The organism is Phenylobacterium sp., assembly GCF_037968635.1.
GTDB lineage: Bacteria > Pseudomonadota > Alphaproteobacteria > Caulobacterales > Caulobacteraceae > Phenylobacterium.
Genome location: NZ_JBBKVV010000024.1, coordinates 1 through 14,078 on the forward strand (window position 1 = coordinate 1; position 14,078 = coordinate 14,078).

At 65.3% G+C, this 14,078-nt stretch carries 17 protein-coding genes; 13 read left to right on the top strand and 4 right to left on the bottom strand.

Features of this window, described 5'->3' with window-relative positions; all coding sequences use genetic code 11:
* Together AAC997_RS02715 and AAC997_RS02720 are read right to left on the bottom strand one after the other, a co-directional pair.
* The coding region (locus AAC997_RS02715) for a recombinase family protein (RefSeq protein WP_340644165.1) at positions 1–529 on the bottom strand (529 nt) is incomplete at its 3' end.
* 8 nt (positions 530–537) lie between these two features.
* Positions 538–1,212 carry a peptidase S24 gene (locus tag AAC997_RS02720; RefSeq protein ID WP_340644166.1) on the bottom strand — a complete coding sequence of 225 codons (675 nt, stop codon included), beginning with the start codon at positions 1,210–1,212 and terminating at the stop codon, positions 538–540.
* Between the two features lie 63 nt (positions 1,213–1,275).
* On the opposite strand from AAC997_RS02720, the gene AAC997_RS02725 reads away from it, so the two are divergent.
* Positions 1,276–1,440: a hypothetical protein gene (locus tag AAC997_RS02725; RefSeq protein WP_340644167.1), complete on the top strand. Its 165-nt coding sequence runs from the start codon at positions 1,276–1,278 to the stop codon at positions 1,438–1,440.
* A gap of 273 nt (positions 1,441–1,713) precedes the next feature.
* Positions 1,714–1,935, top strand: a complete 222-nt coding sequence (locus AAC997_RS02730; RefSeq protein WP_340644181.1) for a Rid family hydrolase — start codon at positions 1,714–1,716, stop codon at positions 1,933–1,935.
* Positions 1,936–2,189: 254 nt separating this feature from the next.
* Here AAC997_RS02730 and AAC997_RS02735 read toward each other — a convergent pair whose 3' ends face one another.
* Together AAC997_RS02735 and AAC997_RS02740 are read right to left on the bottom strand one after the other, a co-directional pair.
* The gene (locus AAC997_RS02735; protein ID WP_340644168.1) at positions 2,190–3,236 is read right to left on the bottom strand and encodes a nucleotidyl transferase AbiEii/AbiGii toxin family protein; all 1,047 of its coding nucleotides are present in this window, start codon (positions 3,234–3,236) and stop codon (positions 2,190–2,192) included.
* Complete coding sequence (locus AAC997_RS02740) at positions 3,233–3,904, bottom strand: DUF6088 family protein (protein WP_340644169.1); 672 nt, start codon at positions 3,902–3,904, stop codon at positions 3,233–3,235. Before AAC997_RS02740 ends, AAC997_RS02735 begins: the two co-directional genes overlap by 4 nt.
* A gap of 375 nt (positions 3,905–4,279) precedes the next feature.
* Between AAC997_RS02740 and AAC997_RS02745 the strand changes: the two genes are divergently transcribed.
* The 11 genes from AAC997_RS02745 to AAC997_RS02795 all read left to right on the top strand — a co-directional run.
* Positions 4,280–4,876, top strand: coding sequence for a lytic transglycosylase domain-containing protein (locus AAC997_RS02745; protein WP_340644170.1), 597 nt, complete (start codon positions 4,280–4,282; stop codon positions 4,874–4,876).
* Positions 4,873–5,181: a TrbC/VirB2 family protein gene (locus tag AAC997_RS02750; RefSeq protein ID WP_340644171.1), complete on the top strand. Its 309-nt coding sequence runs from the start codon at positions 4,873–4,875 to the stop codon at positions 5,179–5,181. The genes AAC997_RS02745 and AAC997_RS02750 overlap by 4 nt, the downstream gene beginning before the upstream one ends.
* A 4-nt stretch (positions 5,182–5,185) precedes the next feature.
* Entirely contained in the window at positions 5,186–5,518 is a 333-nt protein-coding gene (locus AAC997_RS02755) for a type IV secretion system protein VirB3 (protein ID WP_340644172.1), read from the top strand.
* On the top strand, positions 5,511–7,889 hold the full coding sequence (locus AAC997_RS02760) for a VirB4 family type IV secretion/conjugal transfer ATPase (protein WP_340644173.1): 2,379 nt from the start codon (positions 5,511–5,513) through the stop codon (positions 7,887–7,889). The genes AAC997_RS02755 and AAC997_RS02760 overlap by 8 nt, the downstream gene beginning before the upstream one ends.
* The gene (locus AAC997_RS02765; RefSeq protein ID WP_340644174.1) at positions 7,886–8,590 is read left to right on the top strand and encodes a type IV secretion system protein; all 705 of its coding nucleotides are present in this window, start codon (positions 7,886–7,888) and stop codon (positions 8,588–8,590) included. Before AAC997_RS02760 ends, AAC997_RS02765 begins: the two co-directional genes overlap by 4 nt.
* A gap of 66 nt (positions 8,591–8,656) precedes the next feature.
* A complete protein-coding gene (locus AAC997_RS02770; RefSeq protein WP_340644175.1) occupies positions 8,657–9,589 on the top strand; it encodes a type IV secretion system protein in 933 nt (310 codons plus the stop codon).
* Between the two features lie 217 nt (positions 9,590–9,806).
* Complete coding sequence (locus tag AAC997_RS02775; RefSeq protein WP_340644176.1) at positions 9,807–10,487, top strand: VirB8/TrbF family protein; 681 nt, start codon at positions 9,807–9,809, stop codon at positions 10,485–10,487.
* On the top strand, positions 10,484–11,314 hold the full coding sequence (locus AAC997_RS02780; RefSeq protein WP_340644177.1) for a TrbG/VirB9 family P-type conjugative transfer protein: 831 nt from the start codon (positions 10,484–10,486) through the stop codon (positions 11,312–11,314). The genes AAC997_RS02775 and AAC997_RS02780 overlap by 4 nt, the downstream gene beginning before the upstream one ends.
* Entirely contained in the window at positions 11,311–12,357 is a 1,047-nt protein-coding gene (gene virB10, locus AAC997_RS02785) for a type IV secretion system protein VirB10 (protein ID WP_340644178.1), read from the top strand. The genes AAC997_RS02780 and virB10 overlap by 4 nt, the downstream gene beginning before the upstream one ends.
* Before the next feature lie 2 nt (positions 12,358–12,359).
* Positions 12,360–13,361 carry a P-type DNA transfer ATPase VirB11 gene (gene virB11 / locus AAC997_RS02790; protein WP_340644179.1) on the top strand — a complete coding sequence of 334 codons (1,002 nt, stop codon included), beginning with the start codon at positions 12,360–12,362 and terminating at the stop codon, positions 13,359–13,361.
* The coding region (locus AAC997_RS02795; protein WP_340644180.1) for a type IV secretory system conjugative DNA transfer family protein at positions 13,327–14,078 on the top strand (752 nt) is incomplete at its 3' end. The genes virB11 and AAC997_RS02795, both read left to right, overlap by 35 nt.

A 14,078-nucleotide genomic window follows, 5' to 3' on the forward strand; every position in this document is an offset into this window, starting at 1 on the left:
CGCGACGTCGGAAGCCGTAGCCCGGCGGTCCCCCTTGCCAGTATCCAAGCTTGGCGAGCCGCAGGTGGGCGTCGGCGACCTTCACGGAAAGCTCGCGGCTATACTCCGCCGCCATGACCCGTTTGAGGTTCTTCAGCAGGGTGGACGACAGGCTGCCATCATTCTCGAAGAGCTCGGCGCAATATTCGACATGCACACCCGCCTCCGTGCAGAGGAATTCATAGTGCGCGCTTTGATCCGGATTCTGGAAACGTCCCCATCGGCTCACGTCGTAGACGAGAACAACACCATAATCAGCCGAGCCACCCAGGATGTCTGCGAGCAGCTGTTGAAGACCCTTGCGGTTCTTGATCGAAACCCCGCTGATCCCCTCGTCGCAATAGGTTCGAATGATCTGGTATCCATGCGCCTGGGCGTATCCCTCGATCGCCGCGGCCTGGTGCGTCGTGGAGTACTTCTGATGCTCGGTCGACATTCGCAGGTACTGCGCCGCCGGCTGCTCTCCACCGCTAGGATCGCGCCTCGCCATCTCGTCCTCTAGCCGCCGCTGCTTCGGATGATCTTGCGCGCCTGGTGCGGCGGAATGATCGCGGTGATGTGCGCAGCCCAGCGCAACTTGCAGTCCTTACGGACCGGCCCCTGGATACTCTCCAGGTCGTAAAGCCCTTGGCGCGATCCCCGCAGCAGGCGTTTGACCAGAACTTCGTCGGTGTCGGTTTCCACCACCACCACCTGCCCCAGCATGTCGCGCGATGGCGAGCTCCGCTGATCTTCGAAATAGATCAGCCCTCCGTCGTCGGCCAAACCGCGCATCGAATGGCCAGCGATCAGCAGGGCGACCGCCTTGCGAGACCCGCCAGGCGGCAAGGGCACAAGGTCGCCCGCCGCTTGGCCTGTCGCGAACAACACAGCCCCGCCAGGGTCGGCGCCGACGCGGCCGATGATGGGGATCAGAGCCGAAGACCCTGACGTCACCATAGGTCTGGCGTCCGAGTCTGACGCACCCAGGCCGTCATATAGCCACTCCGGACGAACGTTCAGGGCCTCGCCATAGGTCTTGGCCTTGGCGAAGGAAAATGGCGCATTGCCATTCTCATTGGAGGCGTAGGTGTTGCGGTTCCACCGGAACGATTGCGCCGCAGCCGCGGCGCTTTTGAAGCCTGCAGCGACGCGGGCGGTTTTCAGACGACCAGCTCGTTCAAGATCACGCATGATTATGTATATAGCATACATTTCATTGTTGCCAAATGTATGTATCTTACATACGAATTTAGCATGCCTCTCCCGCCCAAACCATCCCCGTCGCGCGCCAAGGACTTCCTCTCCATCGAGGTTGGCAACTGGTTCAAGGCCACCGCCACTGGCGGCGGCGTCCTGGTGGCGCCGCTCGTCATCTTGCTGCTCATCGGCGCGGCCGTGGCGCAACACCTTCTCTTTTGATCTCTCTATGTGGGATCGGCGCTGACATCCCGCCGCCGGTCATTGGATATCCTTGGGGCCCAGCTGATGGCATCCTGCGCCAGGCTTCGGAGTTCGCCATGTCGGTTCGAGCAGCCCTGCACGCACACCCCGGACGGCGGCACGGTCGGCGACTTGTTCGGCTAAGCCACCGCCATTCGCGTCGGCCCCACGTCTGGCTAGGGCGCCGCGCCCTACGATCATAACGGCCGGCTGGTCGGCCCGGGCCAGCCCTAAGACTAGGCCCGCCAGGCCCTGGCCAATCTCGACGAGGCCCTGCTGAGCGTCGACGCCACCCTGGCCGACGTGTTCGCCACCCGCATCTATTTGCTCGACGCAAGGGCCCGGCGCGAAGTCGGCCGCGCCTTCGGCGAGGTCTTCAGCGACGTCCGCCTCACCGCCACTCTGGTCGAGGTGCGAGCCCTGCCCGGCCCCTGCATGCTGGTCGAGATCGCAGCCGAGGCGCGAGTTCGTTGACCGTTCATAGGCGCCAGCCTCGGGGCTCATGCGCATGCGCCCCGCTTTGCAAACGCGATGGCTTTCTCGCACTCGCCTAGGCTGAGGCGGGCAAGCATAGGTTGGCAGTTCTCCTCCTGTGCCGCTTGCAATAGCCTGGCGACTTCGTGGCCTGTTGCAATCAATTCGACGCCAACAGTCCGCTCCGGAGGTGCCCCGCTGGAAGGGGGCGGACGAGACGCTTGGACTCGGCCGCAGGGGAAGGCCTTCCCCTCCTATCGGTTCAACTGCGCTTCCAAAGCAGCGACAGACGACATCACCGCGTCAAACGTCGGGGCTTGGCCAAAGATCATCGCTGACATCGCCCCATAGTCCCGTCGCAAGGCATCGAGCATGGCATCGTGGGGCGTGAGGGCGAAGGTGGGCGCCGCCGCTGTGGCCAAGTCGTAATCGGGCCGATCAAAGAACATCCGCGCGTGAGCGACGCAGTCGGCGCCGAGCGCCAAATCCGCCAAGGCATGGGCGCCAACCTCGGACGCCACCAGGCGATGAAGATCATAGTAGTGCCGGGAACTCCGCTCTCCACCGCCTTTCAGCTTGCCCCGCCGTTCAAACCAACGACGCAGGCCGTGGACGATCACCACCTTATCCCAGAACGTCCGCTCCGGATTGACGACAGTGACATTGCCGACCTTGAGGTCTAGGCCCACGGCCTCCTGATCGACATAGGGCGCCAGGGTGCGCACGGTGTTGGGGTCGAGCGCCGACTTCGCTCCAGATTCAATACGCACGACGTGGCGCACATAGGAGTCGGCCGGGGTGGCCGCCGGATAGACGACCAGCAGCGTCTGGCCGTCGTCTTCGGCCGCCACGATCTGGATCTGGTCAGCCGTCAAGCCGGCGCGCTCAGCAGCAGCCGCGGCAAGCCCCTGCAGTTGGGTGCGCAGATCGCCTTGAATGAAGGTTTGGCATGCCGCGCGGATCGCCTCGAGCTTGGCGAGGCGTTGCGTGCGGCTCATTGCGGCGAGGTCTTCGATCGAGGCGCCCTGGCCTAGATCGTCGCGAAAGACGGTGACGTCGATGTCTTCGGAGAACCGGCTGATCAGACCAAAGCCCTTGGACAGGGAGGTGCCGCCCTTGAACAACAGGCGCGGGCCGCCTTCTGGCAGGCCGTTGAACAAGGCGCCTAAGGTCCAGCAGACCCAGAAGTCCTTTTCGACATTCTGCGGCGTGGTGCCCAGGCGCTGTGCGGTGGCGGTGAACAGACCAAGTCTTGTGTCGGCATTGGCCCGCAGAATGTCGTCGTAAGCGGTGTTGGTCATGGCGACACCTCGGCCGCCGTATCGCCTCCAGCCGACAACAACGGGCGTAGGAGCGCCTGCATCCAGGCCGGCAGGGAAGACAAGCCGTCTGTGAGGTCGGCGCGCAGCACGGCGCCGCTGGCCGGATCGTTCAGCAGCCGTTGCAGCTGATGGCGCAGCCGGCTGTCTTCTTCGGGAATGTCCGCCATATCTCTCAGCCAGTGCAGGGCCTGGACGATGCGCATGGCGGGACGCCCCGCCCAGAACAGCTTGCTGGCGGCGGTTGGCCGGAAAGAGATTTCCAGAGCGCCCAAGCGGATCGGCCGCAGGCGGGCGTCGGCGTGAACGATGATCTTCGCTGGCACAGCGGTCGTCAGCCCAAGGTCGTTGGCGGCGGTCATTCCGTCGACGAGGACGCGGATTTGATCTCGACGAGCGACTGCGTCGATGATGCTTCGTGTTTCAGCCGGGTTAGGTTGTTGGGTCAGGCTATTGAAGACAGGCCGGTCATAGAGGCCCCGATCAATGCGCCGCAGCGCGCCAGCCTTGACCAAGCGTTGCAGGGTTTTGTCTACGGCTTCGCGACCTCCTAGATCGAGAAAGTCGCCCGGCGTCCAAACGGCGCGCGGGCTCGCTGCGCCTACCCGCGCCTCGATCAAAGCCTTCAGTGCGCCACGGGCCTCGGTCATGTCCGATATCCGTATACATTTTCCGGACAAAAGTCGTTAACGAATGTCCGAAAAATAACCACGCATTTCGGACAGGCTTGGGCGTTCAAGAGCCAGCTAGGAGACCTGACGGGCGTCAGAGAGCAAACCACCGGTTTGCAGAGCCGGTGAGACGTATGCACTCGAACGTGCCTTGGTGGCCTATCGCGCCTTCAAAAGCACATTGCGAGTGATGACTTAGGTGAGACTGCGGTCAATTGGCCGCGCCTGTCGACCACGATCGCGCCGTACGACTACGCAGCTGCGACGGGTAGGCTTGCGCCTGTCGCCGCAAGCCCTCGCCACAGAAGATGTCGACACCCGCAGCCCCCGCGCGGCCTGAGCCCGACAAACCTGATGATCTTGCCGCTACCCCTGTTCCTAGGCCTCGCGGCCACCTGCGCCCCGCACGTGGCGCCCGAGACGCTTACGGCGATCGTTCAGGTCGAAAGCGGCTTTGACGCTCTAGCGCTTGGCGTCAACGGCACGCCTCGCGTGCACGTGCGCGCCCGGAGCCTCCAGGAGGCGGCCACACTGGCGCGAGAGTTTATCAAGCAAGGGCGGAGCGTCGATCTGGGATTGGGCCAGATCAATAGCGCCAATCTCCATCGGCTTGGCCTTACCGTCGAGGCGGCGTTTGATCCTTGCCTTAACCTCTCGGCGGCAGGCCGCATCCTTGCAGAAGCCTACGCGCAGGCCCGCCTGCGGCACGCCGATGAGCAAACCGGCCTGCGCGCCGCGCTCTCGATCTACAATACCGGCGACGACACCCGCGGCCTGCGCAACGGCTACGTCGCCAAGGTGCTTGGCGCTGCGCCACAGGCCGCGGAAGGGCTCCTGTCAGAGGGTGCGTCCATCCCCAGCTGGGACGTTTTCAACCGCGCCCCAGAGCCCACCTCCTTCGTCATCACCGTGCCGACGCCTCCGGTCTCGGTAGCTGGAGAACACCCATGAGACCTCACGCCTGGCCGACACCAAAGTTGATTGTCCTAACCCTCGCGGCGGTCGCCATCGCCACGCCAGCCTTGGCGCAAAATTCCTCCGTTGGCGGGAACATCGGCTCCTTCATCGAGAATATCGTGGAGCTGCTTAACTCCAGCGTCATCCGCGGCTTGGCGATCATCGCCGTCATCATCACCGGCATCGCCTGGATGTTCGGCCACCTGGACATGCGCCGGGCCGGCACCGTGGTGATCGGGATCATCGTCATCTTCAGCGCCACAGCGATCGTCGACCTTATCGTCGGCGGCGGGGGCTAGAGGCATGGAGGTCGATCTTGTCGAGGACACGCTCTTCTTGGCCTGTACGCGGCCAGCCACGGTGGCTGGCGCGCCCATGGAGGCGATGGGGCTCAACCTCATCGTCTCGGCCAGCCTCTTCCTGGCCGCCCATAGCCTTCTCTATCTGCTGGTCGCGCCAGTCCTGCACATGGTCTTCCGCGAAATCTGCCGCCACGACCCCAACGCCTTCCGCGTGCTGTGGATGTACCTCCAGACCAAGGCTCGCTGTCGTACGCGCGCGCTCTGGGGCGGCAGCTCAGCCACGCCCTTGCCATTACGTCGGCGCTATCAGGCGAAGGACCTTCTCCGTGGCTAGGCTCGCTCCCGACACCCGGCGCGCCGCGCGGTTGGAACAGGACTCACGACCCAACCTGCCCTACGCCCGGCACGTCACCGACCAGATCATCGCCCTGGATACCCAGGCCCTGATGCTGTGCTTCCAATTGGACGGCGCCAGTTTTGAGACCGCGGATCCCGCTCAGCTCAACGACTGGCATCGCAGGCTCAATCACGCATGGCGCAACATCGCCACTGACCAGTTGGCGGTCTGGCACCATCTGGTTCGCCGTGAACACCATGGCTACCCCGCAGGCCGTTTCCGCTCCGCCTTCGCCGCCGCTCTCGACAGCCGATATCAAGCCCGCCTGGGCGCACAGAGGCTCTTCGTCAACGACCTCTTCCTAAGCCTGGTCCTCCACCCGGCTCGACACACCACCGGCCACCTGGGCGCCTGGGCCTCGCGCAGGAGAACGCCGGCCGAGGCGATGGCTTGGCAGGATCAACAGGTCAGAGTCCTGGAAGACGCCGGGCGTGACTTGGTTCAGCACCTCAGCCGCTACGGACCCCAGCCCCTAAGCCTCTACCAGCATCAAGGACTATGGTTCTCCGAGCCCCTGGAAATGATCAAGCTGGTCCTCACCGGATCGCCAGAGCGCGTGCCCCTCGTGCGGGGCCACCTGGGCTCAGCCCTATGCGATGCGCGCCTGATCTTTGGCCGCGAGGCGCTCGAGATTCGCAGCGCCGCCCACGCGCGCTACGGCGCCATGTTTGGCGTGAAGGAATATCCAGCCACCACCCAGCCTGGCCTCTGGAATGGTTTGCTCTCAACCCCATTCCCACTGGTCGTCAGCCAGTCCTTCAGCTTCCTCTCCAAACCCGCGGCGCGGGCGGTGATGGAGCGCAAGCAGAACCAGATGCTGTCGGCGCGCGATCGCGCCGCCTCCCAGATCAGCGACCTAGGTGAGGGCCTGGATGATCTGATCTCCAACCGGTTTGTGATGGGAGATCATCAGGCCTCCGTGCTCGTCTATGGCGAGACGCCAGACGATTTGGCCGACCACCTGTCCAAGACCCGGGCCATTCTGGCGGACTCTGGCCTGGTGACCGCTCGGGAAGACCTGGCTCTAGAGGCCGCGTTCTGGGCCCAGTTTCCGGGCGGCTTTGCGCGGCGCGTACGCCCGGCGGCCATCACCTCGCGCAACTTCGCCGCTCTGGCGCCCTTCCACACCCACCCTGCGGGCAAGGCGCATGGAAATCATTGGGGGCCCGCAGTTGCTCTGCTGCGCACCTCCGCAGGATCTCCGTTCCACTTCAACTTCCACGTGGCTGACCTTGGCCACACCTTCATCTGTGGCCCCTCGGGCTCGGGCAAAACCGTCGTGCAGAACTTCATGTTGGCGCAGCTGGAGAAATTCGGCGCCCAGCAGGTTTTCATCGATAAGGACCGCGGCGCCGAGCTCTTCGTCCGCGCATGCGGTGGGTCCTATCTGACACTGCGCAATGGGCAGCCGACCGGGTTTGCTCCTTTCAAAGCGCTGGGCGCCAACGCCGCCGAACGGGTTTTCCTGGGACAGCTCGTCCGTCGCCTGGTCGCCACCACAGATCACGGCCTCTCACCCCAAGATGAGCGCGCCATAGACGAGGCCATTGTGGCGCTCGCGGTCCTACCGCCCCCCCAACGCTCGCTGTCGGCCTTGCGCGTCCTGCTTGGCCAAAGAGACGCCGCTGGGATCGGCGCGCGGCTGGAGAAATGGCGCCACGGCCAGTCGCATGGCTGGGTGCTCGACAACGAAGTGGACGCCCTGGCCTTCGCCCCGCGCTTCCTGGGCTTCGACATCACCCAGCTGCTCGACAATGACGAGGTCCGCACCCCGGTGATGATGTACCTCTTTCAGCGCCTGCTTAGCCTGGTCGACGGGCGTCGGCTGGTGATCGATATCGACGAGTTCTGGAAGGCGCTTGGCGACGAGGCGTTTCGCGGCCTGGCCCAGGACGGCCTGAAGACCTTCCGCAAGCAGAACGCCATGATGGTGTTTGGCACCCAGTCGCCAGCCGACGTTCTGCGTTCGCCCATCGCCCACACCATCCTGGAGCAGTGCGCCACCAAGATCTTCCTGCCCAACCCGCATGCCAACCTGCACGACTATGTCGAGGGCTTTGGTTTGAGCCGGCGAGAGTTCCACCTCGTTCGCGAAGGTCTGACGCCGGAGTCCCGTCAGTTTCTCATCAAACAAGGCCTCAACGCCGTCGTCGCCGAGCTGTCCCTGGACGGCATGGGCGACGATCTGGCGATCCTCTCGGGCCGTACCGAAACCACCGACCTGCTCGACCAAATCCGCGCCGTCCATGGTGACGATCCTGCGCTCTGGATGGCGCCCTTCCAGCAGCAACGCAGGCAACTCACATGAGCGTAAGATTTCCCGTCCTGGCGAGCCTGATGCTGAGCCTTATCGGCCCCGTCGCCCAGGCTCAGACCATCGTCCATGACCCCACCAGCTACGCCAAGCTTCTCGAGCAAGCCAAGACCTCGCTGGACCAACTTCAACGCCTGCAGACCCAAGTTGAACAAGGCCAAACCTTGCTGAGCAGCCTCAACCAAGCCTCAGGTGTGGGTGGTCTGGCCGCAGGCCTCAACAGCCCGGCTCTACGCAACGCCTTGCCCGATGTCGCCCCCTTCCTCGACGCCAATCTGAGCGACCTGGCGGCGCTCGGCGCGCTGGGCCAGAGGACACAGGCCCTAAGGGACGCTGCACGCATCTATGCGCCGACGACTCTGGCCCCGAGAGATCGTGAGCTGGAGGCCAGGGGTCTGCGAACCGCACGCGATCTGGCCTTGAGCGAGGCGGTCGGCCAGGCTGGGTCTGCCAGGCAGTTGGGCTTGCACGACCTGCAGAGCGCCATCGACACCGCCCCCACCGTTCGCACCGTCTTGGATTTGCAAGCCCAGCTGAGCGCCCAACACGCGATGATCGCCAACGATCAGATGCGACTGCAGGGTTTGGCCATGGCCCAGGCGGCGCAAGACCGGCAGCAGGCTCAGCGCGAGCGGGAAGAGGCCGCCACCGCGCGGGCCGCGCGCATGGCCTTCTACCGCCGAGGCTTTGAGTGATGTCTGTCCAACCCGGCGCCCTTGACCACCGTCGTCGCGACATCCTCACCCACCGGGGCCCCGAACATGGCTGACCGGATCGAGATCTTTCAGCAGACCTATCAATTCGTCGACGCCAAGCTCGACACCTTCCTCGACGCCCGCGCCGGAGCGATGATTGCGGAGATATCTGGGCCCCTTCGCGCCGCCCTGGTGCTCTATGTCCTGCTCTACGGCTTGGCCATACTGCGCGGCGCGATCAGCGAGCCGGTGATCGACTTCGCGGTCCGCAGCTTGAAGCTCAGCTTCATACTCCTGCTGGCCAGCACGCCGGCCTATTCAAGCTTCGTCGGTGACGCCCTGCTTCACGCCCTGCCCGACAGCCTGGCGCGCGCGATTGGCGGCGCCGCAGCGCCCGATCTCGGCGCGGCCTTCGACAGCTTCTTTTCGCGAGCCGCCTACCTGGCTGAGAAAATCTCCCAGGAGGCCAATCTGCAAAACCCGACGCCCTGGCTGATGTCAGCCAGCGTCTATGTGGTCGGAGCCCTGGCCGCGGCCCTGGGCTTCGGCGTGGTGTTGATCGCCAAGGTCGCCCTGGCCTTGCTCGTCGCCCTGGGACCGATCTTCGTGGCCTGCGCCCTCTTCGATGCCAGCCGCCGGTTCTTCTTCGGCTGGCTCTCCCAGGCCGTGAACTATGTCGTGCTGTTTGGCCTGATCATCGTGGTCTTCCAGCTCATCCTGTCGCTGGTGGATCAGCAGTGGGGCCAGATCGACGGTCAGGATCCCATGGCCGGCGGCCTGGTCTTCATCGCGCTATGCTGTCTGGCGCTGATCTTCTTCCTGCAGACCCCCGCGATCGCCGCCGGCATCGCGGGCGGAGCGAGCGTCGGCCTTTCGGATTTCGCAAACGCGGTCACACCCAAACCGGCCTCGCCGCGCGCCAACGGCCCCCAGGAGGCGCAGCGCGCGTCGCCTCGCGGCGGTAGCGATCGCCGCCCCGCATCAGGCGTCGCCTCATGAACCTCGCTCGTCTCCCCGTCGTGATCCTGCTGACCCTGTCGGCTTGCAGCCAGCTCCCGCTCAGCAGCGCCGCGCCAATTTGCGATGGTCGCCAACGCCGGCCTGCCAACCCCTACGGATCGGTCTTGATCCCAACCCCAGGGTCAGCCCCGGCGCCAGCGATTCCGTCCGACGCCGAAACACCGACCGCGGCGCCAGGCGGTTTTGCGAGTTGCCCATGAGCAATGTGCCGTCTCCCGATCTGCAGGCCTACTTCGCCGAAGCCCGGAGTTGGGACGCCGACCGCCTGCTTGCAGCCGAGCGCTCGCGTCGACTGGCCTGGGGTGTCGCCGCGGCCGCGGGCCTGGTCGCCGTCGCCGCCGTTGGTGCGGTCGCGGCGCTCACGCCGCTCAAGACGGTCGCGCCCTATGTGGTGCGGGTCGATCGCAGCACCGGCGCCGTGGAGGTCATGACCGCGCTCACCTCGGCCAAGCCGGTGACCTATGATGAGGCGGTCACCAAGCACTTCATCGCCCAATATGTTCGCGCGCGCGAAGGCTGGCTTGCGCCGGCGGCTGAGGCCAATTTCCGCCAGGTCTCCATCATGTCCAGTCCCGCAGAACAGCAACGCTGGGCCGACGCCTTCCGTCCAAGCAATCCCTCAAGCCCACAGATAACCTTGGGCGCAGATGGGGAAGCCCAGGTGGAGGTCCGCGCCATCAGCTTCGTGAGCCCCGATGTCGCCAATGTGCGTTTGCACAAGGCGCTGCGGCGCGGCGCACAGATCGAAACGGCCGACGCCATCGCCACCTTGGCCTTTACCTACACCCGCGCGCCGATGGCCGAGGCCGACCGGCTGCGCAACCCGTTGGGTTTCCAGGTCACCAGCTACCGCTCAGACCCGGAGGTGGTGAAATGATCTTGCGCGTCCTGGTCGTGATCTTGATGTTGAACGCGCCTGCGGCCTTGGCCGCCCAGACGCCGACGCCCGGCGCCGCCGATCCTCGGGTCAGCTATGTCGACTACGATCCCTGGCAGGTGGTCAAACTCAGTGGGGCCCTGCGCACCGCCCTCCAGGTGCAGTTCGCCCCCGACGAGACCATCGCCAATGTCGCCGTCGGTGACAGCTCCGGCTGGGAGGTCGCCGCAGACGGCGCAAGCCTGTTCCTCAAGCCCAAGGCGCCCGGCGACCCCACCAACCTGATTGTCACCACCCGGAAGGGTGCTGAGATGCGCCACTACGCCTTTGCCTTGACCGCCGCACCCCAGGCGCGGCCATCGAGCCCGTTTGTCATTGTCTTTCGCTACCCCGAGGATGAACGCGCACATCTCGCCGCAAGCTTGGCGGCACAGGTCAGACGTTCGCAGGCGCGGCTGATCGACCTTGAGCTCGAGAACGCAGTGCTCGAGGGGACACGAAATCTCACTTACCAAGCGCAGGGCGCCAGCAGCCTGCAACCCTCCGAGGTCTCTGACAACGGGCGTTTCACGGTCCTGAGGTTTGCGGCCAACCAAGCCTTACCGGCGATCTACCAGGTGGACGCGCGCGGAACAGAGAGCCTGGCGAGCTTTGACGTGCGCGGTGAGTTTGTGGTGCTCCACGCCGTAGCCCCGCAATGGCGCCTGCGACGCGGCCGCGAGGTGCTCTGCCTCTACAATGAAGCCTTTGAACCCTATGGCGTGGCCACCGGCACCGGCACCGCGACCTCGCGGGTGGAACGCGTCGAAAAGGCGCCGGTGCGATGAGCGAAATTCCCGCCCCGACCCCAGACCCAACCCTGCAGAGGACCATCACGCCCGTCTCCGGACGCCTGGCGCCGGCACGGCTCGGCGGCCTGGTGATCTTGGCCGCCGCCATCCTTGGCTGCGGCGTCCTGGTCTTGGCCAGCTGGCGGAACGATCATCGCGATACCGACCACGGCCCCCACCAAGCCGCGCGGCAGGTCGTGGCCTTCGAACCGGCGCCTCCACAGCCTCCCACCCTGGCGGCTCCTGGCCCCGACGCACCCGCGCTTGGCTCACCCCAACTGACAGACGTCCCGGCCCTGCCGCAGCCAAACCCGTCGCCGTCAGACGCGCCACCGCCCGCCTCACCCCTCATCGCCTTTCGTCAGGGTGCGATGTCTGGCAGCGCAGCGCCTGCGCCGCCCGCAGCCGCCGACGCCCACCCAACCACCGATCTGGATGGGCGTCGCAAGGGCTCAGCGATCGGCCTGGCGCGCGCCACGCGCTTGCCCGACCGGAACTTCCTGATCCTGGCCGGATCGACCCTGCCTTGCATCCTGCAGACCGCCATGAGCAGCACCACACCCGGCTATGTCAGCTGCCTGATCCCGCGCGACGTGCTCTCTGCAACTGGCGGCGTTGTCCTGCTGGAGAAAGGGACGCGGGTCATGGGGGAATATCGCGCCAACCTGCGCCAGGGCCAAAGGCGGTTGTTCGTATTGTGGACACGGGCCGTGACCCCGGGGGGCGTGGCCGTGTCACTGGCCTCCCCGGCCGCTGACGCTCTCGGACGCGCCGGATTTGATGGCCAGATCGACACCCACTTCTGGGATCGCTTCGGGGCGGGCCTGTTGTTGTCCGTGGTCGACGAGGGCGGTGGCGATCGCACAAGCCAAGGCCACGCCAATTCGCCCGTGCGGACCTCGTCAGAGGCCGCGGCTGTGGCGCTTCAGGCTTCGTTGGACATTCCGCCGACCTTGACCAAGTCGCAGGGCGCAGAGGTTTCCATCTTCGTGGCGCAAGATCTCGACTTCTCCGGCGTCTATGACTTGGCCGATCGCTAGCCATGGGCGATGACAGCGCGGTCCTCCTGCACTACCTGGCCCCGCTACAGGCCCTCCTGGAGCCTGCCGACGTCACCGACCTGGTGGTCAATCGGCCAGGCGAGCTGGCGATCGAACAGGCCGGCGTCTGGCGCTGGGTGACCGCGCCTGAGCTGACCCCGGCATGGTTGGCGACCCTGGCCACAGCGGCGGCGGCCTACACCGCTCAGGACGTCAATGCCGAGACCCCCATCTGCTCAACCGTTCTGCCACGCGGAGAGCGGTGCCAGATCGTCCTACCCCCGGCCTCCGAACACCTGTCGCTCACCATCCGACGCCCCGCCGCAGTGGATCTCAGCCTTGAGGATCTGGCGCGCGGCGGATTGTTCGACGCCCTCGAGCCAGCCCCCCAAGGCGGCTCTGCACTGGAGAAAAATCTTCTGCATCTGCACGGTGCCAGCGCCTGGGGGTCCTTCCTAAGCCTGGCGGTGAAGGCTAAGCGCAATATCCTGATCTCCGGCGCCACCGGGTCTGGCAAGACCACCCTGGCCAAGGCCCTGGTGCGCCTGATCCCCGCCGACGAGCGGCTGCTGACCATTGAAGACGCGCGCGAACTTACGACGCCCCATCGAAATGTCGTCCACCTGCTCTACGCCAAGGATGGTCAAGGCCTGGCCAAGATCAACGCCAAAGCCCTCCTGGAAAGCGCCTTGCGGATGCGCCCCGACCGCATCCTGCTGCAAGAGCTGCGAGACGGTTCGGCATTTACCTATCTGCGGTCGGTCAGTTCTGGCCACCCGGGCGCAATCACCACGATCCACGCCGACAGCGCCGCTCTGGCGTTCGAGCAGCTGGCCCTGCTGGTCAAGGAGTCAGAAAGCGGCCGCGATCTGAGCCGTGAGGAGATCGGCCAACTGCTCCGCATCCTGGTGGACGTGGTGGTGCAGATGCGACGGGTGGAGGGCCGGTTCCGGGTGACGGAGGTTTGGTATGAGCCGCTTGGACGCCGCGCCCTGGCCGCTTAAGGCGGCCTATCTTCTGGGCCTTGCGGCCATCGCCGCCTGCGCCTTGCTGGCCGTCGCCAGCCTGGTGGCGCTGGCCGGACTGAAAGCGCTCTCCTGGGACCTGCGGCTTAGCCAGGTCCCCGCCTGGTTTTGGTATTTTCGCGGTGACCCGGATGTCCGCCGGTGGCTTGGCGTCGGCCTGCTGAGCGCCCTTATCCTTGGGATCATCGCCCTTGGGGGAATCGCGAGAAGTCTTCGCCCCCCGCTGCATGGAGCGGCGCGCTGGGCGGCGGAAGTTGACCTCAAGCGAGGCGGTCTAAGAGCCGCCCATGGGGTTCTACTCGGGCGCAAGACGGGGCGTTTTCTGGTCTCCGGCGGCGAGGAGCACGTCATGCTCTATGCGCCAACGCGAAGCGGCAAGGGCGTCAGCGTGGTGATCCCCAACCTGCTCAACTGGCCTGACTCCACCGTGGTGCTCGACGTCAAACGCGAAAACTGGGACGCGACAGCCGGTTTCCGCGCCGCCCACGGACAGGAGGTTTTTCTGTTTGACCCGCTGGCGCCCGACGGGCGCACCTCTCGCTACAATCCCCTGGCCCATATCGACCGGCACGACCCGATCGCGGTGATGGATGAACTCCAAAAGCTCGCTGTGATGCTATTTCCGCCGCCGCTGCGGGCCGATCCCTTCTGGTCGGACGCCGCTCGCACGGGATTCATCGGCGTGGGCGCCTATGT